Source organism: Luteimonas wenzhouensis (assembly GCF_007859305.1).
GTDB lineage: Bacteria > Pseudomonadota > Gammaproteobacteria > Xanthomonadales > Xanthomonadaceae > Luteimonas > Luteimonas wenzhouensis.
Genome location: NZ_VOHE01000002.1, coordinates 324157 through 350230, shown reverse-complemented (window position 1 = coordinate 350230; position 26074 = coordinate 324157). Strand labels below are relative to the sequence as shown.

Below are 26074 nucleotides of genomic sequence, written 5' to 3'. Positions count from 1 at the left end.
CAACGGAAGCAAACGGGGCGCCCGCGCCCCATATCCTTTTGCAGCGCGCTGGTCGGTGGCGGACCGCAGTGGTCAGTGAGGCCGCGGTCATCCCGGAGTCGAGCCTGGCCTTGCTGTCGTGCAGTCCCGGGCAAGTGAACAGCCTGCCGCGCCCTTGTGGCCCCGATGGCCGCACTTGCACGGTTGCCGCCGCGGGCGGTTCCGGCCCGATGCGTGGGAGTGCACCTATTTCGTGCCGCTTTCTGCCGCGTCACCCAACTCCCGGTACTCGAACCAGTCGAAGTCCGCGTGCAGGCGCCGGCCGCTGATGTCCTGGCAGGCGATGCCGACGAAGTTTCCGGTGAAGCCGCAGGGCACGGCGTGTTCGTCGGCCAGGATCGAGGCGTCGTGTTCCCAGCCCACGGCGCTCCACAGCTCGCCATCGCGCGAGTAGGCGAAGCGGATGCGGTCGTAGTCGATGGCCAGGCGCAGGTACACGCGCTCGCAGTCGTCGAGCGGGTATTCCTTCTCCACCGGCCAGGTGACCTGGCCGCGTTCGCAGCGCATCAGGCCCAGGCAGCGGCGCGAGTGTCCGGTGCGCGAGAGGAACAGGTAGTAGAAGCTGTCGGTGCTGTAGAACGCGACCAGGCCTGCTATCTGCTGGAAGTCCTCGGGGGAGAACTCGACGCAGGTCGTGGCCTCGATCCGGAACGCCTGCTGCCGGCGGGCGACCAGGCTCTGTTCGAAGCGCGAGACGATGCTCTCGCGGCCGTACAGGCGCAGGTAGCCAGGGCGGGCGGTGAGGCTGGCCATGGCCTCGTCGATCGGGGCGCGCGGCGACTGCCAATGCGGGCCAAGCCGCGGCGCGTCGAAGTCGTCGCGCTCGGGCACGGCGGGCCAGGGATGCGGCGGCAGGTCGGGCGCGGTGAAGTGGTCCGCGGGGGTACGGGTGCCGTGGGCGAGGCGCGGCCAGCCGTCCACCCACGCGATGTCCTGCAGCGCGGTTTCGCGGCCGAGGATGGAGCGGCCATTGGGCAGCGGGCGCCGGCACAGGTGGGCGAGGCTCCAGCTGCCGTCGGCGTGCTGCACCAGCGATCCGTGGCCGGCGGACTGCAGGCGCAGCGACGGGTCGTGGGCGCTGGTGAGCAGCGGGCCGTCGGGCATCGGTTGGTACGGGCCTTCGATGCGGCGCGAACGCGCCACGGTGGCGGCGTGGGTGGCGAAGGTGCCGCCTTCGGCCACCAGCAGGTAGTACCAGCCGTCGACGTGGTACAGGTGCGGGCCCTCCACCAGGCCCAGCGGGGTGCCGCGGAAGATGTTGTGGATCGGGCCGACCAGGGCGCGCGCGGACGGGTCGTACTCCTGCAGCAGGATGCCGCCGAAGCTGTTGTGGCCCGGGCGGTGGTCCCAGACCATGTTCACCAGCCACTTGCGGCCGTCGACGTCGTGGAACAGCGACGGGTCGAAGCCGGAGTTGTTGAGGTGGATCGGCTCCGACCACGGGCCCTCGATGTCCGACGCGGTAACGAGGTAGTTGCGCACGTCCTTGAACTCGCCGGTCCAGCCGCGCACGTCGGTGTAGATCAGGTGGAACAGGCCGTCGGCGTGGCTCAGCGCCGGCGCCCAGACGCCGCCGGAGTTCGGGCGGCCGCGCAGGTCGAGCTGGGACGCGCGGGTGATCGCCGGGCGCACGGTGCGCCAGTGGACGAGGTCGCGCGAGTGGGCGATGGCCACGCCCGGCCACCATTCGAAAGTGGAGGTGGCGATGTAGTAGTCGTCGCCGACGCGCACGATCGACGGGTCGGGATGGAAGCCGCGCAGGACGGGGTTCGGGACAATGGGCATGGTGGCGTCGCCTGTCCGGGTGGAAGAGGCCTCAGGGTGCGGACGGAACCGCGAGCACCGCGCGCAGCGCGGGCTTGGCCTGGCCCTGTCGGTCGAACAGCAGCGGATGGTTGGTGCGGTTCGGGATCGGGTAGCCGTTCTTCCACGACATGCCGTCCTCCACGCCCCACACTGTCACCCGGTGCAGCTTGTCGCGGCGGCCGTGGAAGATGCGGAACAGCTCGGCGTAGCGGTCGGCGAGCTGCTGCTGCACCTCGTCGGGGAGGCCGTTGCGGTAGGGATCGAGGAAGCGCTTGAACTCGGGCAGCTCGAACTGCGGGTGCATCAGGCCCTGGCCGATGATCTGGCCTTCCCTGGTCAGCGGCAGCACGTCCACCTCGAGTTCGGTGATCATCACCTTGACCCCGAGCGCGGCGTAGGCGTCGATGGCGGCCTCGATGTGCGCGGTGGACGGGTAGTTCAGGCCCCAGTGGCCCTGGATGCCGACGCCGTCGATGCGGATGCCGTGCTCCTGCAGCATCCTGACCATGCGCACGATGCCGTCGCGCTTTTCCGGGCGCCAGGCGTTGAAGTCGTTGTAGTAGAGCTCGGCGTCGGGCGCGGCCTCGGCGGCGAAGCGGAAGGCGTCGCGCAGCAGGGCGTCGCCGTCGCCGCCGTAGGCGCGGGTCCACAGCGTGTCGCGGTACTGCCCGTCCTCGCCGATCTGTTCGTTGACCACGTCCCAGGCGTGCACCTTGCCGGCATAGCGGCCGGCCACGGTATGGATGTAGTCGCGCATGCGCTCGCGCATCACGGCCGGTCCGGCGGGCGCGCCGTCGTCGTCCTGGAAGAACCAGGCCGGCGTCTGGTTGTGCCAGACCAGGGTGTGGCCGACCATGAACAGGCCGTGGCGCTGGCCGAACTCGACGAAGGCGTCGGCGTCGGCGAAGTCCCACTGGCCCGGTTCGGGCAGCAGCGCCTCCGCCTTCATCACGTTCTCGGGCGTGATCGCGTTGAAGTGCAGCGGCACCAGCGCCTGGGCGCGCGCGTCGCGGCCGGAGACGATGTCGGCGTTCACCGCGGTGCCGAACAGGAACGCATCTGCGTAGGCGTCCTTGAGCGTCGTCGGCGGGGTGGCGACGGTGTTCGGGGCGCCCGCGAGCATGAGGATGGCGGCGATTGCGTGGAAGATTGTGCGCTTGCTCATCGGGATCTCCGTCGAATCGGGTCTGCGGGCGTCACGGGCGGCAGGTGCGTCGCCCTCACCCGTTGCGGGGGAGCGGCGGGTGGGGGGCAGTCCCGCTGAAAAGCCCGCCGCTGCGCGGCCCTTGCCCCCATCCCGGCCTTCCCCCGCAAGCGGGGGAAGGGGCGTGGCCGTGCCGTTCCTGCAGTATCGGGTAAGGCCGTGTCCGCAACATTCCCGCTCCGTCGCGTCCGATCGTGCGTCGTGCCGAGTCCCTCCCCGCTGGCGGGGGAGGGTTGGGATGGGGGCGGACGCGCGGCGAGGGTGCGGTGGGTCGCTTCACAGCCGGTAGGCCTCCTTCGGCAGACGGTAGGCGAGGTCGCGGGCGACCTCGGCGGCTTCGTCTTCCTCCAGCCGGTGTTCGGCCACCAGCTTGGCCAGCACCGCGCAGTCGATGCGGCGGGCGACGTCGTGGCGGGCCGGGATCGACAGGAACGCGCGGGTGTCGTCATTGAAGCCGACGGTGTTGTAGAAGCCGGCGGTACCCAGCGTCTGCTCGCGGAAGCGCCACATGCCCTCGGGCGAGTCGTGGAACCACCACGCCGGACCCAGGTACAGGCAGGGCCAGTGCCCGGCCAGCGGCGCGAGTTCGCGCGAGTAGGTGCTCTCGTCGAGGGTGAACAGGACCAGGCGGAAGCGCGGCTCGTTGCCGAAGCGGTCGAGCAGCGGCTTGAGCCCGTGCACGTAGTCGGTGCGCAACGGGATGTCCGCACCCCTGTCGCGGCCGTAGCGTTCGAACAGGGCGCGGTTGTGGTTGCGGAAGCAGCCGGGGTGGATCTGCATTACCAGGCCGTCGTCCAGGCTCATCGCCGCCATCTCGGTGAGCATCTGGGCGCGGAACAGCTCGGCGTCGGCGGCGTCGGCCTTGCCGGTGACCACGCGGGTGAACAAGGCGCGGGCCTGGTCGGGCGGGAGGTCGGCGGTGGCGCAGGTCGGATGCCCGTGGTCGGTGGACGTCGCGCCCATCGAGGCGAAGAAGGCGCGCCGCTGGCGGTGCGCGCGCAGGTAGCCGTCCCAGTCGTAGACGTTCTCGCCGGTGATCTCGCCGAAGCGCTCGAGGGACTGGGCGAACTGCTCGTGCTCGGGATCGATCACCGGGTCCGGCCGGTAGGCGGTGACCACGCGTCCGCGCCAGCCGCTGTCGCGGATCGCCTGGTGGTGGGCGAGGGGATCGAGCGGCGACTCGGTGGTCGCGATGACCTCGATGTTGAAGCGCTCGAACAGCGCCCGCGGGCGGAACGGCGCGGTCTGCAGGGCATCGGTGATCGCGTCGTAGTAGCGGTCGGCGCTGTCGGCGCACAGGCGCTCGCGCAGGCCGAAGACCTCGTGGAAGACGTGGTCGAGCCAGAGTGCGGAAGGGGTGCCGCGGAACAGGTGGTAGTGGCGGGCGAACAGGCGCCAGGCCTCGCGCGGATCGACCTGCGCGCGCGAGCCGTCGGCGCGCGGGATGCCGAGTGCGTCGAGGTCGATGCCTTGGCTGTAGAGCATCCGGAATACGTAGTGGTCGGGCACCAGCAGCAGCTCGGTGGCGTTGGCGAACGGCGCGTCCACGGCCCACCAGGCCGGGTCGGTGTGGCCGTGCGGGCTGACGATCGGCAGGCCGGCCACCTCCGCGTACAGGCGGCGCGCGATGGCGCGCTGGGTCGGGTCCGACGGGAACAGGCGGTCCGGGTGCAGGTTCAGCGGTCTTGCGGCGGTCATGAATTCGGCAATGGAGGAGGTGTCGGAGCCCATCGCTCGCAGGCGGCGAGGGGCGGCGTGTCTGCCTTCCGCCTGCGCGGAAGGCATGGTTCAAACAGCCGTCCCGCGTACGGGAAGGCATCTGCAAGCGCCCGCCCCCGCAAGCAGGGGAGGGAGTTGTCCTGCTCCCCCTCCCCCGCTTGCGGGGGAGGGTTGGGGTGGGGGAGGGAAGTCGCGCCGGCCATCCCCCATCCCGGCCTTCCCCCGCAAGCGGGGGATCGTGTCGATCAATGCTTCACCGGGGCATGGCAGCAACCCTCAGCGCCGCCGGCTTTCCACCGGCCCCAGCGTCCCGCACTCGCGTGGCGTGGTCACCACCTCGATGCGTTGGAACACCAGGCCCGGATCCACCAGCCAGAGTTTGAGCGTGTTCGCGCCCGCGGTCGCGGCGTGCCGCGACCTGGCCACGTGCACGCTGTCGATCACCGCGCGCTCCCAGGCCTGGAAGTCGCGGTCGCCCGGGGTCGGGTCGAGACGGACGTTCACCAGCTGCGGCTCGCCGTCGTTGAGCGAGACCGCGTAGCGCAGCCCGCCCCGGTTGCGGAAATCGAGCGTGGGCGAGACCACCACGCGCACTTCGACCTCGGCGGCAGCGTCGAGCACCAGCGGATACTCCAGTCGCGCGCCGTCGCCGCCCGGTTCCAGTGCAGGGCCGGTCGCCGGCCACGCGGTCACGCCCGACAGCGTACGCCCGAGGTTCGGGATCTCCTGCCATTCGCCGCCCGGCGGCGGCACCGCGCGCGCATGGCGGGCAGCCTCGATCGCGACCACGCCGTCGCCCTCCACGAATCCGCGCGCGCCAGGATGCGCGGGCGGTTTGCGCACCGGCACCCGCACGTAGACCTCGGTGCGGTCGCTGCCGCGGATCGCCACCACCGCCTCGTGTTCGCCTTCGGACAGCTTCGACCAGTCCACGGCCAGATCCAGTTCGAGCGCGTCCGGCACCTCGCCGGATTCCGGCGCGACCTTCAACCATGGCACCGTGGAACGCGCGGTGAAGCCGACCGGCTGCCGCCCGCGGTTGTAGACCACGATCGCGCGCGTGGTCGCGGCGACCGGGTCCAGCGGCGGCACCCGCGGCGACTGCGCCGGCCTCGGCCAGCCGCGCGCGTCGCCTTCCACCGCCACGCCGGTGACGCCGCGCTCGGGCACGTCCACCTGCGCCAGCGGGGGCAGCACGTTGCGCTCGGGCTGCTGCCAGTGGGTGTAGCCGATGCGCGCCTGCGACATCATGTGGATCCACTTGCCGCCTGCGATCCCGTGCTCGTACAGGCGCTGCAGCTCGGCGTCGCGTTCGAACAGGCGCCTGGTCTCGTCCGCCCAGCGGTTGGCCGAGGCGCGTCCCTGCGCCGCGTACAGCCTGTTGCGCGCGGCGGCGATGTGCAGGCGGTTGAGGTTGGCGCTGGCCAGGACCGGATATTCCACCAGCTGCACCCAGGCGTCGCGATGGCTGGCCGGGATCCTGCCGGCGAGGGCCAGGGTGCGCTGCTCGAGCGCGTCCCATTCGGCGAGCACGCGCTCGGCCTCGCGGTCGTGCAGCAGGCTCCAGGTGTCGGCGTCGACCAGCTCCGGCTTGCGGCGCGCGTTGTAGCGGGTGTAGGCGGTGAGGATTTCGCCGATCTCCGGCGCATGCGCCGGTCCGAACTGCTCGGCCGCCCACGCGGCCGGGTAGCGCGCGATCCAGTCGGGGTCGGCGCGGTCCGGGTCCCAGGCCTGGTCGAGGAAGGCGCTGATCGGCAGCTCCATCGGCTTGATGTCGCCGACGTTGACGATCCACACCCGGTCCACGCCGTGGGCCCAGGCCAGGCGCATCTGCTCCCAGGCGCGCTCGACCTGGGTGGTGTTGATCCACTTGTAGTTGCGCGGGCCGCCGACGTAGTCGAAGTGGTAGTACACGCCGTAGCCGCCGGGGCGCCTGTCGGCGGGATCCGGCAGCCGGCGGATGTTGCCCCAGTTGTCGTCGGCGAACAGCAGGGTCACGTCGTCCGGGACGCGCATGCCCTTGTCGTAGTAGTCCTGCACTTCCTTGTACAGCGCCCACACCTGTGGAGTTTCCTCCGCGGGACGGCCGGTCACCTCGGCGATGATCCTGCGCTGGTCGGCGACGATGCGCTCGAGCAGGGCGATCGCGGTGCCCTCGGTCATCGCCTCGTCGCCGTCGCCGCGCATGCCCAGCGTGACCACGGCCTCGCGGCCCTGCAGGCGCTCGATGCCGCCGCGCCAGAACTCGCGCAGCACCTTGTCGTTGCGGGCGTAGTCCCACGGGCCCTTGCCGAACCGCGACCACTCGTCGTGGGCGCGCATCATCGGCTCGTGGTGGCTGGTGGCGATGACCACGCCGTACTCGTCGGCGAGTTCTCCGTTGCGCGGATCGTCCGCATAGAACGCGCGCGGCTGCCACATCGCCGGCCACAGGTAGTTGGCCTTGTGACGCAGGATCAGCTGGAACACGCGCTCGTAGAACCTGTGGTTGGTGCCGCCGAAGGTGGCGCGGGTCCAGCCGCCGAGCGCGGGCTCCTCGTCGTTGATGAAGATGCCGCGGTACCTCACCTTCGGCGCGTCGGTGAAGCGTCCCGGCGCGACGTACAGCTGCTGGCGGCGCGGTGGCGGCACATCCGCCCACCAGGTCCAGGGAGAGACGCCGATGCGGCGCGAGAGCTCGTACAGGCCGAATGCGGTGCCACGCCGGTCGGCGCCGACCACCACCAGTGCGCGGTCGATGCCCGGCTCGGGGCGCTCGACCACCTGCAGCAGGTAGGCTTCCCAGGCGCCGGCGACGCCAGTGGTGTCGATGCCGTGCGCGGCCACGATACGGTCGATGCGCGCGCTGCGGCCGAGGGTGCCGGCGATGATCGCGGTGCGCGATGCCGGATCCGGCGTACCGCCGGACACCGCGGCGAGGTCCTCGCGCAACGCTTCGGCCGCGCGGTGCACGGCGGGGAAGTCGGCGTCGTCCACGAGCACGCGCACGGGCACGCCGGTTTCGACCAGCGGCATCGCCTCGCCGGTGCGCGCCTCGCACACGGCTGCGGGCGCAGCGCAGTCGGACCGGGCCAGCGCGGCGCAGGGCAGGGCGGCCAGCAGCGCCAGTACGCAGGCAAGCAGCAAACGCTTTCGTCCCATCGATCGTCCCCATTGCGTCACGGCACCGGTCCGCGCGGGTCGCGGCCGGGCGCACGGCTTGGGCCGGCCGCTCATGCCTGCGGCTCCAGCTGCGCCGGCGCCAGCCGCGGTGCCAGCACGTGGATGGCCAGCAGGGCCGCCAGGTAGGCGCCGCCGGCCATCATGAACATTGCCGCGTAGCTGCCGGTCGACTCACGCAGCCAGCCTGCGCCCAGGTTCATGCAGAAGCCGCCCATCGCGCCGGCGAAGCCGCCGATGCCCACCACCGAAGCCACCGCGGCGCGCGGGAACATGTCGGAGGTGAGCGTGAACAGGTTGGCCGAGAAGCCCTGGTGCGCTGCGGCCGCGAGCCCGATCAGCCACACCGCCACCCACTGTCCTTCCACGTGCGGCGCGAACACCACCGGCAGGATGCACAGCGCGCACACCAGCATCGCCGTCTTGCGCGCGCCGTTCGCGCTCCAGCCACGCTTCATCAGCAACGAACTGAACCAGCCGCCGCCGACCGAGCCCACGTCGGCGAGCAGGAACACGGTGACCATCGGCAGCCCGATCGTGCGCAGGTCCACGCCGAAGCGGTCGGCCATGAACATCGGGAACCAGAACAGGTAGAACCACCAGACCGAGTCGCTGAGGAACTTGCCGGCGGTGAACGCCCAGGTCTGGCGGAAGCGCAGCAACCGCGGCCAGGACACCTTGACCGGCGGGTCCGGCGGATCGCTGTGGATCAGTTCCAGCTCCGCAGTGGAGACCTTCGGATGCTCGGCGGGGCGGCGGTACACCGGTAGCCAGAACGCCAGCCAGACCAGGCCGGCGAGGCCGGTGACGACGAACGCGGTGCGCCAGCCCCAGGTCAGCGCCAGCCAGGGCACCAACAGCGGCGCGACGATGGCGCCGATGTTCGATCCGGCATTGAAGACACCGGTGGCAAAAGCCCGCTCCCGTTTCGGGAACCACTCCGCGACGGTCTTCACCGCCGCCGGGAAGTTGCCCGATTCACCCAGGCCCAGCACGAAGCGCGCGAGGCTGAAACCGGCCACCGATCTGGCCAGCGCGTGCGCGGCGGCCGCCAGCGACCACACCGTCAGGTACACGCCATAGCCAACGCGCGTGCCCACCCGATCGATGAACCATCCCGCGACCAGGAAGCCGATCGCGTAGGCGAGGGTGAACGAGGCGCTGATGACTCCGTACTGCTGCTCGCTCCAGCCGAACTCCGCCGAAAGCGTAGGCGCGAGCACGCCCAGCACCGCGCGGTCGACGTAGTTGATCGTCGTGGCGAAGAACAGCAGCGCGCAGATCACCCAGCGGTAGTGGCCGGCCCGGCCGGACGCGGAGGAGGCAGACGCGTTCACGGCGCCTGCGTCCGCTGCGCGGGCGCGTTGCGGGTCGTCCTGCCGCGACCACGTGGGTTCATATCGCTCTCCCCCTCGCGATTCGTGATAGCGCTATCAGTAACACATTCGGGGCGCGCGCGCGCGCCAGGCGGGCACGGGACCGGAACGACAACGCTGTCCGTCCGGACACCCTTTCCGGGGCGCGGAGTGGAGCGGCGCCCGATGCTGCGACGCAGCGTGTGCCGTGGAATCTGATAGCGCTACCATCCGCCGGCCACTCCCGACGGGGCGAGTCGTGCATGCGCCCCTGCGGGGGCACGAGGCACAAAAGTCCACCGGTGTCACCGAAAAGTGTGCGCCATGTATCGGGAGGGGAGTTCCGTGCAAGTCCGAATTGCAAGAACAGCGTTGTCTCACGCCCTTGGTCTGGCCCTGATCGGGTTGGCCGGTACGACCGTTGCCCAGGAGCAGGCCGTGCAAGACGCGCCGGCGCCAGCCGCTGCACGCCAGAGCCCGGTCGATCTGGACCAGGTGGTTGTCACCGGTTACCGCCAGAGCCTGCAGTACTCGACCGAGGCCAAGCGCGAAGCCACCGGCTTCACCGACAGCATCTTTTCCGAGGACATCGGCAAGTTCCCGGACACCAACATCGCCGAGTCCCTGGCCCGCATCCCCGGCATCCAGATCGACCGCGACGTCAACGGCGAAGGCCTGAACGTCGGCATCCGCGGCCTGCCGCAGAGCTTCACCAAGACCCTGATCAACGGCGGCGAGGCCGCCACCGCCTCGATCGGCCTCAACCGCGGCAACCAGAACCGCGAGGTCGACCTCAACCTGTTCCCGACCGAGTTCTTCAACAAGCTCACGGTCTACAAGTCGCCGCAGGCGAGCCTGCCCGAAGGCGGCATCTCGGGCGTGGTCGACATGCGTGTCATGCGTCCATTCGACATCCCCGGCCGCCATTTCAACTACTCGGGGCAGTTCGACTACAACACCATCGGCGAGAAGTGGAACCCGCGCGGCTCGGCGATGTACAGCTGGACCAACGACGAGGGCACCTTCGGCGCGATGGTCGGCGCCTCGGTGGTGCGTACCCGGATGGCGGTGCGCGGCTGGGAATCGGTCGGCTGGATGAACCCCGCCCTGAACTATCAGCAGTGCGGCCTGGCCGCGCCCGAAGGCGTCGATCCGCTCAACAACCGCCCGGCCGAGTGCAACCCCGGCGGAGGCGGCAGCCTGCAGATGCCCAATACCGTCCCGGACAACGCCTCGACCCTCGGGGCCGGGATGACACCGGGAGACACCATCGATGCCGAGTGGCTGATGGCGCAGAACCCGGGGCTGACCATCGACCAGATCACCGAGGCGCTGTTCCCGCGCCTGGCCCGCCCGGTGGACATGTCCGGCGACCGCGAGCGCGACGCCGTGGTCGGCTCGCTGGAGTGGCGCCCGAACGACCGGATGCACTTCTACGTCGATGCGCTGTACTCGCAGGCGAACTACGAGAACGACCGCATCGACATGAACCTGGTCGGGCGCACCTTCGGGCCGGTGGGCTTCATCCCCACCAACATGCAGCTCGATGCCAACAACGTCGTCACCCGCGCCACCCTGGTCAACGCCCAGTTCTTCCTGGAGGCACGCCCGTACCGCGACGAGGTGCAGTACTGGAACATCAATCCGGGCGCGACGTTCTGGTTCGGCGAGGACGAGAGCATCCAGCTCGATGTACAGGCCAACTGGAGCCGCAGCTGGTTCTTCCGCGAGTCGCCCACGATCCTGCCCGCCTCGCCGTTCACCACCGTCGAGTACGTCAACGACGGCGACCATCCGGTGTTCACCAGCGGCCTGGACCTGAACGATCCGAACGCCGGCTGGAGCTGGAGCGGCGGCCGCGTGAACCTCAACAACGAAAAGCGCGTGACCGAGGCCGGCCGCCTGCGCGCCGACCTGCGCTTCGGCGACGAGGTGAACAACCTGAAGGTCGGCGTCGCGCACGACCGCTTCTACCGCACCATCGTCGGCTTCGACAACAGCGCCGAGTGGCAGGCGAACGTGTTCGAGACCGTGCCCGACGCGCAGATCCCGAACTTCCTGCGCCCCGGCCCGTACGGCTTCATCACCGTCGATTTCGACGCGTTCATGCGTGCCACCGACTACCAGCGCTTCTTCGACGAGGCGCCCGAGGTCAACTCCTCGCAGTCGGTGGGCGCGGCGTCGGGCGGCGTGAACGAGCGCAACTTCGCCGCCTACGTCGAGGTCAACGGCGAGACCGAGGTCTGGAATCGCAACCTGCGCTTCAACGCCGGCGTGCGCTACGTCGACACCGACCAGGAGATCTCCGGCCCGGTCACCCTGGGCGCCGATCGCCAGTGGCAGACGCTGGAGGGAAGCTACGACGAGTGGCTGCCTTCGATGAGCCTGCGCTGGGACGTGGCCGATGACTGGGTGCTGCGCATGTCCAGCTCGCGCACCCTCACCCGGCCGAACCCGCGCTCGATGCTGCCGGCGACCACCTTCTCCGATCCGTCGGCCGAGATCGCCGACCAGGGCAATCCGGACCTGTCGCCCTACCTGTCGACCAACTTCGACCTGGGCCTGGAGTGGTACACGGGCGACGAGGGCATGGTGGCGCTGACCCTGTTCAACAAGCGGGTGTCGGGCTACACCTACCAGGGCATCACCGTGCGCCCGTTCCGCGAACTCGGCATCCCGCTGGATGCGCTGAGCGAGAACCAGCTGGCGGCGCTCAACGCCAATGGCGGGCTGGACGCGCCGATCAACGTGCGCCAGCAGGTGAACGCGAACGCGACCCTCGACATCCAGGGCTGGGAGCTGATCTGGGTGCAGCCGCTGGACTTCGTGTTCCAGGGCCTGGGCTTCATGGCCAACTACACCGACATCGACCTCGAGCCCACCGGGCAGGAAGCCGACCAGCTGGCCGGCAACCTGTTCGGCATCGCGCCGGTGATGTGGAACGCCACCGCCTACTGGGAGAACGACGTCGCCTCGGTGCGCCTGTCGTACAACTGGGTAGAGGGGTCGGCCCAGCGCGCGCTGGGCAACAACGAGGGCGGCCTGACCTACGCCCAGTACTTCGGCGAGGACCGCGGCCAGCTCGACCTGTCGGCCAGCTACACGCTGTCGTGGCTGCCGTCCAGCCCGCAGCTGACCTTCAACGTCCTCAACATCACGAATAAGAACACCCGCAACTATCTCGCGTTCCCGAACGTCCCCGGCGAGATCTACGAGCCCGGACGGACGTTCCTGGTGGGGATCCGCGGCACGTTCTGACCGTCTGCCTCCCGGGACTGTTTTCTCCCCACGACCCCTCCGGCGCCGCCGCGCGCCGGGCGGGTCGTGATCTTTTTCGGGGGGAGTGCACCGGGGCGGCGGAAAATGCGATCCTTCGGGAGACGGCCGCCGAAAGGCGGCCGCGTCGCAGGGGGCGCTGGCGCGGCAGGTTGCGCGCCGGCATCATCGATCCGGACACCACACGGGAACCTCGCATCGCCATGAGCACGGCACAGAACACGCGGACCGACCGGCTGTCGGTCACCGAGAAGGTCGGCTACAGCCTCGGCGACCTCGCCGCCAACCTGATCTTCCAGACGCTCACGACGTTCCTGGCGTTCTTCTACACCGACATCTACCGCATCCCCGCCGGCACCGCGGCGACGATCATCTTCGTCGTCGGCATGCTCGGCGCCTTCGTGTTCACCCCGCTGGTGGCGGTGCTGGCCGACCGCACCAACTCGCGCTGGGGCAAGTTCCGCCCCTGGGTGCTGTGGACCGCAGTGCCGTTCGGCGTGCTGTCGCTGCTGGCATTCACCACGCCCGACCTGGGGCCGCAGGGCAAGGTGTTCTACGCCGCGGCCACCTACACCCTGCTGGTGCTGGTGTACGCCGCCAACAACCTGCCGTACTCGGCGCTGAGCGGCGTGCTCACCGGCAACATGGGCGAACGCAACAGCCTGTCGGCCTACCGCTTCGTGGCGGTGATGGTCGCGCAGCTGGTGGTGCAGTCGCTGCTGCTGCCGCTGGTGCTGATCCTGGGCGACGGCGACCGGGTGCAGGGCTTCCAGAACACGATGCTGCTGTTCGCGGTGGTGGGCACGATCTTCATGGTCATCACCTTCCTCACCACGCGCGAGCGGGTGGTGCCGCCGCCCGAGCAGAAGTCGACCATCCGCCAGGACGTGTCCGACCTGGTCCACAACCGGCCGTGGCTGGTGCTGCTGCTGGTCACCGTGCTGGTGTTCATCACCCTGGCCCTTAAGGGCGGCACCTACGTCTATTACTTCGAGTACTACCTGGACGAGGCGGCGATGGCCGCGTTCCTGGAGCGGATCGGCTTCAACGGGTTCATCGCCGGCCTCAACGCCGCGCTGACCGGGATCGGGCTGTCCGGCTTCCAGTGGCCCGAGGACGCGACCACCTCCGCGTTCAGCCTGTTCAACGCCGGCGGCATCATCTTCATGGTGGTGGGCATCGGCTTCTCCAAGAAGCTGGCCGACCGCTTCGGCAAGCGCGACGTGTACGGCGTGTTCCTGTTCGTGTCCACGCTGTTCATGCTCGCCTTCTACGTGTTCCGGCCGGATGCGATCGGCCTGGTGTTCCTGTCGCAGATCCTGCACGGCTTTTTCTACGGCATCACCATCCCGCTGCTGTGGGCGATGGTGGCCGACGTAGCCGACTACTCGGAATGGAAGAACGGCCGGCGCGCGACCGCGATCATCTTCTCGGCCATCCTGTGCGGGCTCAAGGCGGGGTTGGCGGTGGGCGGCGCGCTGGTCGCGTGGATCCTGTCCACCCACGGCTACCAGGCCGGCGAACAGGCGCAGAGCCAGGAAGCCATCGACGGCATCCGCCTGTCGGTGAGCCTGTACTGCTCGATCCCGTTCCTCGTCGCGGTGGCGCTGCTGTTCTTCTACCGCATCGACAAGGCGACCGAATCGCGCATCGAACACGACCTGGCCGCGCGCCACGCCGGCCAGGCCGCTTGACCCGGAGGAAACAAGTCCCGACATGGCCGACCAGGAATACACCCCCGAGCAGATCGAAGCCCTCAAGGCGAAGGCGATCTCGCAACCGCTTGTGACCCACATCTACACCGCCGACCCGTCGGCGCACGTGTTCGAGGGCAAGATCTACATCTATCCCTCGCACGACATCGAGGCCGGCGCGGCGTTCGACGACGACGGCGGCCATTTCCAGATGCGCGACTACCACGTGCTGGTCCAGGACTCGCCCACCAGCCCGGCGCGTGACTGCGGCCTGGCGCTGAGCGTGGACGACGTGCCGTGGGCCGAGCGGCAGATGTGGGCCCCGGACGCGGCGACGCGCAACGGCAAGTACTACCTGTACTTCCCGGCCAAGCGCCCGGACGGCATCTTCCAGATCGGGGTGGCGGTGGGCGACCGGCCGGAAGGCCCGTTCAAGGCCGAGCCCGAGCCGATCCGCGGCAGCTACTCGATCGACCCGGCGGTGTATGGCGACGAGGACGGCGAGTTCTACATGTACTTCGGCGGCATCTGGGGCGGGCAGCTGCAGAAGTACCGCGACAACCGCTACGACCCGGCGCACGAGGAGCCGGCCGACGACGAACCGGCCCTGGGCCCGATCATCGCGCGGCTGACCGAGGATATGAAGCAGTTCGCGGAAACCCCGCGCGAGGTGCTGATCCTCGACCCGGAGGACGGCAAGCCGCTGCGCGCCGGCGACCACGACCGCCGCTTCTTCGAGGCGCCGTGGGTGCACAAGTACGGCGGCCGCTACTACCTCTCGTACTCCACCGGCAACACCCACTACCTGTGCTATGCCACCAGCGACAACCCGTACGGGCCGTTCGTGTACCAGGGCCGGATCCTCGAGCCGGTGGTGGGCTGGACCACGCACCATTCGATCGTCGAGTTCGACGGCCGCTGGTGGCTGTACTACCACGACTCGCTGCTCTCGGGCGGGGTGACCCACCTGCGCTCGGCCAAGGTGGTGGAGATCGAGCACGACGCGCAGGGACGGATCAGGACGCTGCACCCGTATGGTGGATGACGCCGCCGGCGGCGAAGGGCCCGGGCCGGCCACCCCGCTCGCGCCTGGCCCGCTGGTCACCATCGGCGACGGCGCGCTGGAGGTCGACATCGCGGCCCGGGCCGGGGGACGGATCGCGCAGATCCGCTGCGACGGCGTCGAGCAGCTGGTCGGCCACGGCGAGCACGGGGCCGAGGCGGCGATCGCCTGGGGCTGCTATCCGATGGTCCCGTGGTGCGGGCGCATCCGCGAGGGGCGTTTCGCGTTCCAAGGGCGGGAATACCGGCTGCCGGTGAACCTGGGCGACCACGCGATCCACGGCGTCGGGTTCCTCGTGCCGTGGACGCTGCATTCGCACGGCCCGCGCCACGCGCGGCTGGAACTGGCGTTGCCGCAGGACCACCGCTGGCCGTTCGGCGGCACCGCGGCACAGCGCATCGAGGTGTCGGGGCGCGGCCTGGCGCTGGAACTGTCGGTCACCGCCGGCGCGCAGGCGATGCCGGTGGCGATCGGTTGGCATCCGTGGTTCCGCAAGCCCGAACGCATGGTGTTCGAGCCCGAGGCGATGTACCCGCGCGATTCCCAGGGCATCGCCGTGCTGCCGCCGGGACCGGTCCAGCCCGGCCCCTGGGACGACTGCTTCGTGAACCGCCGCGAGGTCGTGCTGTACCGCGGCGGCCAGTGCATCCGCCTGGCGTCGGAGTGCAGCGACTGGGTGGTGTACGACGCACCGGCGTTCGCGACCTGCGTCGAGCCGCAGACCGCCCCGCCCGATGCGTTCAACCTGGTGCCCGGGCAGGCGCTGCAGCCGGGGGAAACGCTGGCGGCGCGGTTCTCGCTGCGCTGGGAGTAGGCGGCCGCGCGCGGCGGCGGTCCGATGGCGGGGCAGGAGGTTGCCGACGCGCCGCCACCGCGCCGCCACCGGTGCGGTGCTTCAGGCCGCCTGCGCGGCCGCGCGCTGGTTGCCGCCGCCTTCCGCCAGCAGGGTAAGCTTCCGGTCGGTCGCCTTCTCCTCCTCGAGAGTGGCCTCCAGCAGGGGCAGGGCGTCGCGGTAGCCAAGCTGCCTGGCCAGCGCGCACAGGGTGCCGTAGGCCGCGATCTCGTAGTGCTCGACCTTCTGCGCGCCGCCGATCAGCGCGGCATCGCGCAGTGGGCCTTCCTCCACGCTGTCGATCACCTCCTTGCCTTCCTCGACCAGGCCTTCCATCGCCGCGCACTTGATCCGCTTGAGGCGGATGCCCAGCAGCTCGACCACCTGGTCGATGCGCTCGACCTGGCCCCGGGTTTCCTCCAGGTGCGCCTCGAACGCGGCCGACAGTTCCTCCGCGGCCGCGGCGCGGGCCAGGCGCGGCAGCGCCTTGGTCAGCTGCTTCTCGGCGCTGTAGATGTCGGACAGTTGATGGACGAAAAGCTCTTCGAGGGTCTTGACCGCCATGGTCGTGCTCCTTCGGTGGGGAGTGGCGCACTCTAGGGATCGGCCGGGGAACCGGTGGTGAAGGATTCCGCGCCGCGCGTTCACCCGTCGCGAACGTCCTCGGCGCATCCTTGCCTGGCTGCCGCCGCGCCCGTCATCGCAGCCCGCGCGACCCGGCCGGGGCAGCATCGCCGGCGCCGATCCCCTCCGCCGCCATGCCCGCCCGCCACCTCTATGTCCTGCCGCTGTTCTGCGAGGACCTCGCCAAGATCGGGATCTCGGTGGATCCGCTGGCGCGGGTGCGGTCGTTCTCGGCCCGCTATTACGAGGGTTTTGACCTGGCGCGCAGCGTGGTGGTGCGGTTCGAGGACGGGGGCGACGCGCGACGCCTGGAGACCGCGCTGCACCGCCGGCTGCGCCAGTGGAACGCACCGGCGCCGCTGACCGTGGCGACCGCGGCGGGAGGCGCGACCGAGTGGTATCGCGGGGCGATGCCGCAGGTGCTGGACGCGGTCGCGGAGGAGGCCGGCCGCGGGCATGCGGTGTGGGCACCGGCGCTGGACTGGTGGCGCGAGCGGCTGCGCGGGGAGGAGCCGCTGCTGTACGAGTGGGCCGAGGCCTGCCTGCGCGAGGTCGCCGCCGACGAGCCGCTGGCGCCGCAGGCCTGGACGCGCATCGCGGACGTGCTCGACGCCTGGCCCGCGCTCGGGCTTGGGGTCGTGCACGCGCTGCCGCCGGCGATGGCCCGGCGCTACCGGGCCTACCGCCGCGCGTGGTGCACCGGGCTGGAGCCAGGGTCGGGGCGCTGATGCCTCGACGCCGCGCCCGAGGGCCCCGCCATGCGTGGCTGCGGTGGCGCTGCCGCCGGCGCTGCGGACCGCCCGCGGGCCTGGCTGCCACCCGCGGGTTACTGCCCCTCGCCCAGCGTCACCAGCCGCCAGCGCCCCCATTCGTCCTCGACGTCGTCGCCGGTGGTGGTCCGGGCGCCGCGGTCGCCGGCGTAACGGTAGAGCGGCTCGCCGCCATAGGTCACGTGGTTGCGGCCGTCGCCTCCCTGCAGGGTGCCCACCGCGGAAGCGTCCACGCCGGGCCCTGCGGACGGGTTGGGGACGTCGCTGGTGACCGGCGGCCAGACCTGCTCGCAGGCGTCGTCGCAGCGGCGGCCGTCGCGGTTGCCTTCGAGGAAGTACAGCGCCGCGCCGCTGGCGTCGGCCAGGTGGCCTGGATCTTCGCGCACCAGCAGCGGCTGCGCCGCCGGGGCAGGGGTGGATTCGGCCGGCGCCGCTGGCGCGGCGCCGGCGGCGGCCGGGTCCGGCGCCCGCTCGGGCGGGGTGGCGTCGTAGCCGCAGCCGGCCAGCAGGGCCAGCGCGAGCGCGGGAAGCAGGGTCCTGCCAATCATGTCCGGTCTCCGGTTCGGATCCCGGGCATGCTGCCGGCCCGGTCGTGACCGGAGCATCAAGGTGCGTGGCGCGGCGGCCGGCCGGGCGAGCCGGCGCCCGGGCACAAAAAACCCCGCCTGGCGCGGGGTTTCTCGCGTGGACCCGAGTGCGCTCGAGTGCCGTGTCTTGGTGCCCAGGAGAGGACTCGAACCTCCACGGTTTTACCCGCTAGTACCTGAAACTAGTGCGTCTACCAATTCCGCCACCTGGGCAGGTGGCCGCGTATGTTGCGGTGCGGCGGCTCCGATGTCAACGCTCCGCGCCTCGACTGCCCGCCGACGCGGCCTGTGTAACATGCCGCCGATGACGAAGACCCCAGGCAAGCGCGGCGGTGGCCGCGGCAACGGACGCGACGGCACCTCCTCGCGTGGACAAGGATCGCAGGGCGGGCGCGGCAAGCGCGGTGCGGGCAGCCGGCCGGGCTGGCTGCCCGATCCGCCGCCGCCCGCGCCGGCCCGGCGGGGCGGAAAGGCCGGCACGGCGCCGCCGGGCGGGTTCCACGACCCGTATGCGCAGCGCGAAGCCGAGCGCTACGAACGGCCCATCCCCAGCCGCGAGGCCATCCTCCAGCTGCTGGCCGACGCCGATGGCCCGCTGACCGGGGAGACGATCGCCGCGCAGCTGGGGCTGGCCGGGCCGGACCGCGTCGAGGCGCTGGGCAAGCGCCTGGCGGCCATGGTCCGCGACGGCCAGCTGCTGCAGAACCGCCGCGGCGGCTACGTCCCCGTGCAGCGGCTCGACCTGGTGGCCGGCACCATCATCGCCAACCCCGATGGCTTCGGTTTCCTGCGTCCCGACAGCGGCGTCGGCGACGACCTGTTTCTGCCGCCGGCCGAGATGCGCAAGGTCATGCATGGCGACCGGGCGATGGCCAGCGTGGTCGGGCTCGACCACCGTGGCCGCCGCGTGGGCGTGATCGCCGAGGTCCTGGAACGCCGGCTCAATCGCCTCATCGGCCGTTTCACCGTCGAATCCGGCATCAGCTTCGTGGTGCCCGACGACCGCCGCATCCAGCGCAACGTCCAGATCCCGTCCGACGCGCGCCTGGAGGCGCAGCACGGACAACTGGTGGTGTGCGAGATCACCCGGCCCGCCGACGACCGGCGGCCGCCGATCGGCCGCGTGCTGGCGGTGCTGGGCGATGCGCTCACGCCCTCGCTGGTGGTCGAGGCCGCGATCCACGGCCACGAGCTGCCGCACGAGTTCCCGCCCGAGGTGCTGGCCGAGGCCTCCGCGGTGCCGCTGGAGGTCGATGCCGCCACGACGGCCGGGCGCCTGGACCTGCGCGACCTGCCGCTGGTGACGATCGACGGCGAGGACGCCAAGGACTTCGACGACGCGGTGTACTGCGAACCCACGCGCGACGGTTTCCGGCTGGTGGTGGCGATCGCCGACGTCTCCAGCTACGTGCGTCCCGGCACGCCCCTCGACGACGAGGCCCAGCTGCGCGCGACCAGCGTGTACTTCCCGGGCTTCGTGGTGCCGATGCTGCCCGAGACCCTGTCCAACGGCATCTGCTCGCTCAACCCCGACGTCGACCGGCTGTGTTTCGCTTGCGACATGCAGGTCAACCGCGACGGCGAGGTGGTGAAGTCCAGGTTCGCCGAGGCGGTGATGCGCTCGCACGCGCGCCTGACCTACACCCAGGTGTGGAAGGCGGTGGGCGAGGAGGATCCCGAGGCCCAGGCGCAGATCGGCGGCCTGATGCCGCAGGTCCGCCACCTGCACAAGCTCTACAAGGCGCTGGCGAAGGCGCGGGCCAGGCGCGGCGCGATCGAGTTCGAGTCCTCGGAAGTGCGCTTCGTGCTCGACAACCGCGGCGAGGTGGTGCAGGCCGGGATGCTCCAGCGCAACGACGCACACAAGCTGATCGAGGAATGCATGATCGCCGCCAACGTGGAGGCGGCGAAGTTCCTGCTCGAGGCCGGGGTGCCGGCGCCGTACCGCATCCACGACAGGCCGCCGGAGTCGAAGTACGCCGACCTGCTGGAGTTCCTCAAGGAGTTCGCGCTGCGGATGCCGGCCTGGGCGCGGGTGCGGCCGAAGGACTTCGCCAACCTGCTGGAGAAGGTGCGCGACCGCCCGGACGCGACCCTGCTCGAATCGGTGATCCTGCGCTCGCAGAGCCAGGCGGTGTACTCGCCCGAGAACATCGGCCACTTCGGCCTGGCACTGGAGGCCTACGCGCACTTCACCTCGCCAATCCGGCGCTATCCCGACCTGCTGGTGCACCGCGCGATCAAGCACGCGCTGGCCAGGGGCCGGCGCAAGGCCTTCCTCTACACCCCGAGCGAGATGGCTGCGCTGGCGCTGCAGTGCTCCGAACGCGAGCGCCGCGCGGACGAGGCCGAGCGCGAAGTCGATGAACGCTATCGCGCGGCGTGGATGGAACAGCACGTCGGCGGCGAGTTCGACGGCACGATCAGCGGCGTGACCAGCTTCGGCCTGTTCGTCGAGCTCGACCAGTCGAAGGTCAATGGCCTGGTCCACGTCACCCAGCTGCCCAAGGACTTCTACCACTTCGACCCGGTGCGCAAGACCCTCACCGGGGAGCGCGCCGGCCGCGAGTTCCGGCTCGGCGACCGGATCCGGATCGTCGTGCTCAAGGCCAGCCTGGAGGAACGCAAGATCGACTTCGGCCTGCCGGGCGAGGGCGGGGTGAAGCCGCTGCCGCCGCGTGGGCAGCCGGCGCGGCGGCAGAAGCGCAAATACTGATCCGGCGCGACGGCCGCGGCCGGTAGAATGGCCGCTGGCACGCCCCCACCGGAATTCCCCCAGCATGTCCAGGCAGAACCAGTGGATCGTCGGCATCAACGCGGTCTGGGCCGCGGTCGAGCACGATGCCGGGAACGTGCGCGAGGTGCTGCTGGAGGCCGGCGCCAGGAACCCGCGCCTGGCCGAGATCGAGCAGCAGGCGCGGCGCCGCGACATCGACGTGCGACGGGTGGCGCAGCAGGCGCTCGACGGCGTGGCCGGCGGCGTGCGCCACCAGGGCGTGGCCGCGCGCTACGCCGCGACCCGGACCTGGGAGGAGGGCGACCTGCCCGGCCTGGTGGAACAGGCAGGCGGCCGGGCGCTGCTGCTGGTGCTCGACGGGGTCCAGGATCCGCACAACCTCGGCGCCTGCCTGCGCAGCGCAGCCGCCGCCGGCGCGACCGCGGTCGTGATCCCCAAGGACAGGTCGGCCCAGGTCACCGCCACCGTGCGCAAAACCTCGGCCGGTGCCGCCGACCGCATCCCGGTGGTGCGGGCGACCAACCTGGCGCGCACGCTGTCGGGGCTGCAGAAGCTGGGCGTGTGGATCTACGGGCTGGCCGGCGACGCCGGGGCCCCGCTGTACGCGCTCGACCTGCGCGGCAACGTCGCCCTGGTACTGGGCGGCGAGGCCGATGGCCTGCGCCGGCTGACCCGCGAGCACTGCGACGAGCTGGTGTCGATCCCGATGCCCGGCCAGGAAACTTCCCCGGGCGTGGAGAGTCTCAACGTTTCGGTGGCGGCGGGCGTGGCCCTGTTCGAGGCGGTGCGCCAGCGCGCCGGTTGATGGACCGGCAGGACGGAGGACGCGATGGCGATGCTGGACACGCTGCAGTGGCAGGACTGGTTGGGGCTGGCCGGCGCCTGCCTGATGCTCCTCTCGCTGTTCCTGCACTCGTTCGCGCGCGGCCAGGCCGGCGGTCGCTGGCGCGCACTGCTGGGCCTGGCCGGCGCCGCCGCCCTGCTGCCGGCGGCGTGGCTGGCGTTCCGCGCGCCGCTGTTCTTCCTGCTGGTGGGCTGGGTGCTGGTGTGCACCTATCGCCTGGTCCGCGGATCGGCGGCCGACTGAGCACGCAGTGTCCCGGGGGCGTCGCCCGGGGCGCCGCCCCCCGCATGCGATGATATGCGCGCACGGGGACGACCCCGCGCCGCGCGCATCCACGGGGACGACCCCATCGACCGATGGAGGTCATCGCATGTCCTGGTTCATCCTCGTCCTGGCCGGCCTGTTCGAGATCGGCTGGGCGATCGGGCTCAAGTACACCGAGGGGTTCACCCGTCTGTGGCCCACGCTGGGCACCGCCGGGGCGATGGCGGTCAGCCTGTTCCTGCTCGGGATCGCGATGAAGTCGCTGCCGGTGGGCACCGCGTACGCGGTCTGGGTGGGCGTGGGTGCGGTGGGCACGGCGATCCTGGGCATCGTGCTGTTTGGCGAGCCGGCGAACCTGGGCCGGGTGCTGAGCCTGGCGCTGATCGTGGCCGGCATCATCGGTCTCAAGCTGGCCTCGTCCCCGGGCTGAGCCCGGGGACGGAGCGCGGGACGGCCATCAATCGCCGTCGCCGCGGTGGTCGCGCTTGCCCTGCTGGATGCGGTCGCGGGTGCTGGCGCTGCCCTGGATCGCCGGGATGCGCGATTCGGCGGCATGCAGGTCCTGGGCGCGGCGCGCGGCTTCGTCCGACTGGTAGCCCGGTTGGCCGACGGCCGGCGCCGCGCCGTTGGCCAGTGCCTGCCAGGGTCTGGGCGCGGCGTCCTGCGCCTGCTTGGCCTCGAGCAGGGCATGGGTTTGCGCCAGCGCCTGCTCCGGGGTGATGTGGCCCTTGCGCACGGGTTTGCCGCGTGTGGCCGTGCCGTTCATTGCCGGCGTCTTCGACGCGGTCTTCGCGCCCCGCTTCTTCGCGGCCGATGTCGCCGCCGTCTTCGCAGCGGATTTCCTCGTGGTCGCCTTCCTGGTGGAGGAGGTGCTTGCGGCAGCCCATCCGGTCGCGGACTTGCGTGTGGTGGAGCGTTTTGCCGACGCGGCCGCATTCTTCGTGGCGGCCCTTGCCGTGGTGCTCTTTCCCGCCGCGGCCTTCTTCGCAGTGCTCTTCCTCGTAGCCGTCTTCTTTGTCGTGGCCTTCTTCGTCGCGGCCGTCTTCGTCGCGGCCTTCGCAGCGCTCTTGCGGCCGCGGCCGGTGGAGGCCTTCCCCGCCGTCTTGCCGGTGGCGCCTGCGCCGGCCTTCTCCGCGGACGCGTCGGCGCGTTCGACCTGCTTCAGCCGCTGCTCGAAGCGGCGCAGGATGTCGGCCAGCAGTTCCGCCTTGTCCCGGCTGCGCCGGTTGGCCAGGCCACTATCGCCGCGCTTGCTGCCGGTGCGGGCGCGCGAGGCCAGGGCGTGCTTCTGCACCAGGTCGCGGGCGCGGTCCCGGGCGGTGCGGGCACGCCGGATGCGCGCGCCCAGCGCGCGTGCGTCGAGCTGGCGCAGGCCGTTGATGCGGCTGTCGTCGTAGAGCGCCATTTCCCCCTGGTTGAGCAGCTGGGTGGCCTGGGCACGGGTGATGGGCATGCGGCTTCTCCTCGGGTGGGATGCCGCCAGTGGAGCACGGGCGATGTTTAGCCCGAGTCCAGAGGGGGCAGCCGGGCGTTGCGATGCCGACCGGCGCCGCGGGCTCTCCCACCCAGCCCTCTTGCACGGGCGGGAAGTGGCGCCGCCGACGTCCGCGCTGCGCCAGCCAAGGTGGCGCGTGCGGGTCGGCAGGGCGAACGACGGAGGACGCTGCGCGCGAGGCGCGGAAGCCCGGGGGTCAGCGAAGCGGCGGCGTCGGCCAGGCGTTGACGATGGTGCAGAACAGCTTGGCCGTCATCTCGGCGTCGTACAGCGCCGAATGCGCGTCCTCGCCGCTCCAGGGGAAGCCGGCAGCCTGCACTGCGCGCGCGAGCACGGTCTGGCCGTAGGCCACGCCGGCCAGGGTCACCGTGTCGAACACGCTGAAGGGATGGAACGGATTGCGCTTGTGGCCGGTGCGCGCCACCGCGGCGTTCAGGAAGTTCAGGTCGAAGTGGGCGTTGTGGCCCACCAGGATCGCGCGCTGGCAGCCGTGCTTGCGCACCGCGGCGCGCACGGTGGCGAACACGTGGTCCAGCGCGTCCTTCTCGGCCTTGGCGAAACGGAAGGGGTGGTCCAGGTCGATGCCGGTGACTTCCAGCGACTGCGGATCGATCGCGGTGCCGGGCGCCGGTTCGACGTGGGTGCTGGCCGGTTCTCCGGGCACGAGCGCGCCGTCGCCGTCGACGTCGATCGGCACCACCGCGATCTCCAGCAGGGCGTGGCGGTTCCAGTCGAACCCGCCGGTCTCGACATCGACCACGACGGGCAGGTAGCCGCGGAAACGGCGGGTCAGCAGGCTGACGCCGGCGGGCGGGGGGCAAGGGGATTGCATGCGTGAAGCCTAGCAGAGCGTCGGCAGGCGCGATCCGTGGCCGGTGATGCCCGCAGGGCGGTCGCGGCCGCCGCCATGCAATCCCCCGGACGGATCGAGGGGGATGCCGCTTCAGCCGGCGCGGACTCCGGCGAGCGTGCCCTCGGCATGCATGCGCGCCAGCATCGCACGACCTTCCGCGAGCAGTGCGTCGGGCCCGGCGCCGGCCTCGTCGGCGAGCAGCTGCAGCGCGTCGCGGCCGCTCCAGCGCGCCTGGCCCAGGAGTTCGAGCAGGCGGAAGGACAGCGGCGAGAGCCCGGCGAAGCGCACTTCGCCGTCCCGGTCGCGGCGCACCAGCAGCAGGGTCGGCGCATCGGGCGGCACCTGCGGCCGGTAGTCGGGGGCGATGCGGTGCACCGGCCAGCGGTAGGCCAGGGCCCAGGCCTGCGGCGAGACCACCGGGATGCCGTCGAGCAGCGCATCGGCCACGTCCGCGCGGTCCGGCAGCGGATCGACGGGGCAGGCGGGGCGCGCGTCGGAGATCTGCAGCGCCAGTTCCACCCACTCGTAGTGCGCCAGTTCCGGCAGCCAGGGCGGCAACGCCCGATCGGCCGTGGCCTGCTGCTCCAGCCAGCGCTGGAACTCGCGGCCGATCTCGGTGAACAGCGGTGTGTGGCAGCGGTGACCGGCGAAGAAGCCGCGCACCAGCGTGCCCCAGGCCTCGTCCCCGAGGATCCTGCGGATCACCGGGAAATTGCCCGACAGCAGGCGCTGGATATTGTTGTGCAACAGGTCCCGGTAGACGGCCAGGCGGCGGTCCTCGATACCGTCGGGCGGAGGGGCCGCCGTGGGATCGCGCAGGTGGCGCGCCAGCGCCATCTGCTGCGCGCGCAGGGTGGCCGGCGCCTCAGCCACGCGCGGCCCGTGCGCCGGGGCCCGCGGCGTCGCGCTGCAGCCCGCGGATCCGCGCCAGCTCCGCGAGCAGCACGTCGAACGGCGGGAAGTTGAAGTCGCGTTCGAGCAGGGTCGGACGCACCCCGTGCACGCGGTAGGCTTCGGCCAGCAGGTCCCAGACCTCGTCGCGGACCTGCGCGCCGTGGGTATCCACCTTGAGTCCCGGCGCTTCGTCGTGGTGGCCGGCCACGTGGTAGCAGGCGATCCGCGCCGACGGCATCCGGCGCAGGAACCGGTGCGCGTCGTAGCGGTGGTTGACCGCGTTGACGTGGATGTTGTTGACGTCCAGCAGCAAGTCGCAGTCGGCGCGCTCGAGCACCGCGTTGACGAAGTCGGCCTCGTCCAGCGCCTGCGCGGCGGGCACGGGGAGCGTGGCGTAGTAGCTCACGTTCTCCACCGCGATCCGGCGCCCGAGGATGTCCTGGACGCGGCGGATCCGCGCCGCCACGTACTCCACCGCCTCCTCGGTAAATGGCAGCGGCAGCAGGTCGTAGAGGTGGCCGTCGTCGCTGCACCAGCTCAGGTGCTCGCTGTAGAGCGGGACCCGGTGGCGTTCGAGGAAGCGGCCGACGCGGGCGACAAAGGTCTCGTCCAGCGGCGCCGGCCCGCCGAGCGAGAGCGACAGGCCGTGGCAGGTGAGCGGGTAGCGCTCGGCCAGGGCTTCGAACGTGTCGCCGAGCCGGCCGCCGACGCCGATCCAGTTCTCCGGTGCGCATTCGAGGAAGTCGAACGCGCCTTCGCCAACCGCCTGCAGCGCGGGCAGCAGCCCGCGCCGCAGGCCGAGGCCGGCAGCATGCTCCGCGAGCGCAGGTACGGCCTGGATCATGGCGGTGGCGCCGGG

At 71.0% G+C, this 26074-nt stretch carries 20 protein-coding genes and 1 tRNA gene; 9 read left to right on the top strand and 12 right to left on the bottom strand.

The features are described from left to right. Positions 1-225: 225 nt before the first annotated feature. From FQY79_RS04995 to FQY79_RS04975, 5 genes are all read right to left on the bottom strand, one after another. Positions 226-1824, bottom strand: a complete 1599-nt coding sequence (locus FQY79_RS04995) for a glycoside hydrolase family 43 protein (protein ID WP_146311365.1) — start codon at positions 1822-1824, stop codon at positions 226-228. 31 nt (positions 1825-1855) lie between these two features. Beyond that, positions 1856-2968 carry an endo-1,4-beta-xylanase gene (locus FQY79_RS04990; RefSeq protein WP_146311878.1) on the bottom strand — a complete coding sequence of 371 codons (1113 nt, stop codon included), beginning with the start codon at positions 2966-2968 and terminating at the stop codon, positions 1856-1858. Positions 2969-3325: 357 nt separating this feature from the next. Then, a complete protein-coding gene (gene uxaC, locus FQY79_RS04985) occupies positions 3326-4747 on the bottom strand; it encodes a glucuronate isomerase (RefSeq protein WP_146311363.1) in 1422 nt (473 codons plus the stop codon). A 297-nt stretch (positions 4748-5044) separates the two neighbouring features. After that, a complete protein-coding gene (locus FQY79_RS04980) occupies positions 5045-7909 on the bottom strand; it encodes a glycosyl hydrolase 115 family protein (RefSeq protein WP_146311361.1) in 2865 nt (954 codons plus the stop codon). Positions 7910-7980: 71 nt separating this feature from the next. Then, on the bottom strand, positions 7981-9264 hold the full coding sequence (locus tag FQY79_RS04975; RefSeq protein ID WP_146311359.1) for an MFS transporter: 1284 nt from the start codon (positions 9262-9264) through the stop codon (positions 7981-7983). 363 nt (positions 9265-9627) lie between these two features. Between FQY79_RS04975 and FQY79_RS04970 the strand changes: the two genes are divergently transcribed. The 4 genes from FQY79_RS04970 (at position 9628) to FQY79_RS04955 (ending at position 16129) form a co-directional block, all read left to right on the top strand. Further along, on the top strand, positions 9628-12540 hold the full coding sequence (locus FQY79_RS04970) for a TonB-dependent receptor (RefSeq protein WP_186759795.1): 2913 nt from the start codon (positions 9628-9630) through the stop codon (positions 12538-12540). Positions 12541-12761: 221 nt separating this feature from the next. Continuing rightward, complete coding sequence (locus FQY79_RS04965; RefSeq protein WP_146311355.1) at positions 12762-14252, top strand: MFS transporter; 1491 nt, start codon at positions 12762-12764, stop codon at positions 14250-14252. A gap of 22 nt (positions 14253-14274) precedes the next feature. Then, complete coding sequence (locus FQY79_RS04960; RefSeq protein WP_146311354.1) at positions 14275-15297, top strand: glycoside hydrolase family 43 protein; 1023 nt, start codon at positions 14275-14277, stop codon at positions 15295-15297. Continuing rightward, complete coding sequence (locus FQY79_RS04955; RefSeq protein ID WP_146311352.1) at positions 15287-16129, top strand: aldose 1-epimerase; 843 nt, start codon at positions 15287-15289, stop codon at positions 16127-16129. The genes FQY79_RS04960 and FQY79_RS04955 overlap by 11 nt, the downstream gene beginning before the upstream one ends. A gap of 81 nt (positions 16130-16210) precedes the next feature. Here FQY79_RS04955 and FQY79_RS04950 read toward each other — a convergent pair whose 3' ends face one another. Continuing rightward, positions 16211-16711 carry a YciE/YciF ferroxidase family protein gene (locus FQY79_RS04950; protein WP_146311350.1) on the bottom strand — a complete coding sequence of 167 codons (501 nt, stop codon included), beginning with the start codon at positions 16709-16711 and terminating at the stop codon, positions 16211-16213. A gap of 194 nt (positions 16712-16905) precedes the next feature. Here FQY79_RS04950 and FQY79_RS04945 point away from each other — a divergent pair, with 194 nt between their 5' ends. Beyond that, entirely contained in the window at positions 16906-17499 is a 594-nt protein-coding gene (locus FQY79_RS04945) for a GIY-YIG nuclease family protein (protein WP_146311348.1), read from the top strand. Between the two features lie 98 nt (positions 17500-17597). Here FQY79_RS04945 and FQY79_RS04940 read toward each other — a convergent pair whose 3' ends face one another. Both FQY79_RS04940 and FQY79_RS04935 read right to left on the bottom strand, forming a co-directional pair. Beyond that, a complete protein-coding gene (locus tag FQY79_RS04940) occupies positions 17598-18089 on the bottom strand; it encodes a COG4315 family predicted lipoprotein (protein ID WP_146311346.1) in 492 nt (163 codons plus the stop codon). Between the two features lie 167 nt (positions 18090-18256). Continuing rightward, positions 18257-18341 (bottom strand) — tRNA-Leu (locus FQY79_RS04935). A gap of 82 nt (positions 18342-18423) precedes the next feature. On the opposite strand from FQY79_RS04935, the gene rnr reads away from it, so the two are divergent. The 4 genes from rnr to sugE all read left to right on the top strand — a co-directional run bounded on the left by rnr (position 18424) and on the right by sugE (position 22403). Beyond that, a complete protein-coding gene (rnr, locus tag FQY79_RS04930; RefSeq protein WP_146311344.1) occupies positions 18424-20844 on the top strand; it encodes a ribonuclease R in 2421 nt (806 codons plus the stop codon). A 64-nt stretch (positions 20845-20908) separates the two neighbouring features. Beyond that, entirely contained in the window at positions 20909-21670 is a 762-nt protein-coding gene (gene rlmB, locus FQY79_RS04925) for a 23S rRNA (guanosine(2251)-2'-O)-methyltransferase RlmB (protein WP_146311342.1), read from the top strand. A gap of 24 nt (positions 21671-21694) precedes the next feature. Then, a complete protein-coding gene (locus FQY79_RS04920; protein WP_027072713.1) occupies positions 21695-21952 on the top strand; it encodes a CBU_0592 family membrane protein in 258 nt (85 codons plus the stop codon). 127 nt (positions 21953-22079) lie between these two features. After that, on the top strand, positions 22080-22403 hold the full coding sequence (gene sugE / locus FQY79_RS04915) for a quaternary ammonium compound efflux SMR transporter SugE (RefSeq protein WP_027072714.1): 324 nt from the start codon (positions 22080-22082) through the stop codon (positions 22401-22403). Between the two features lie 27 nt (positions 22404-22430). Here the strand turns inward: sugE and FQY79_RS15335 are convergent, their stop codons facing one another. From FQY79_RS15335 to FQY79_RS04890, 4 genes are all read right to left on the bottom strand, one after another. Further along, positions 22431-23426, bottom strand: a complete 996-nt coding sequence (locus FQY79_RS15335) for a hypothetical protein (RefSeq protein ID WP_186759791.1) — start codon at positions 23424-23426, stop codon at positions 22431-22433. A 238-nt stretch (positions 23427-23664) separates the two neighbouring features. Further along, positions 23665-24300 (bottom strand): ribonuclease T, encoded by a 636-nt coding sequence (rnt, locus tag FQY79_RS04900; RefSeq protein WP_146311340.1) that lies wholly within the window; start codon positions 24298-24300, stop codon positions 23665-23667. Between the two features lie 111 nt (positions 24301-24411). After that, complete coding sequence (locus FQY79_RS04895; RefSeq protein WP_246123004.1) at positions 24412-25194, bottom strand: HvfC family RiPP maturation protein; 783 nt, start codon at positions 25192-25194, stop codon at positions 24412-24414. Next, positions 25187-26059 (bottom strand): HvfB family MNIO-type RiPP peptide maturase, encoded by an 873-nt coding sequence (locus FQY79_RS04890; RefSeq protein WP_146311338.1) that lies wholly within the window; start codon positions 26057-26059, stop codon positions 25187-25189. The genes FQY79_RS04895 and FQY79_RS04890 overlap by 8 nt, the downstream gene beginning before the upstream one ends. Positions 26060-26074 lie beyond the last annotated feature (15 nt).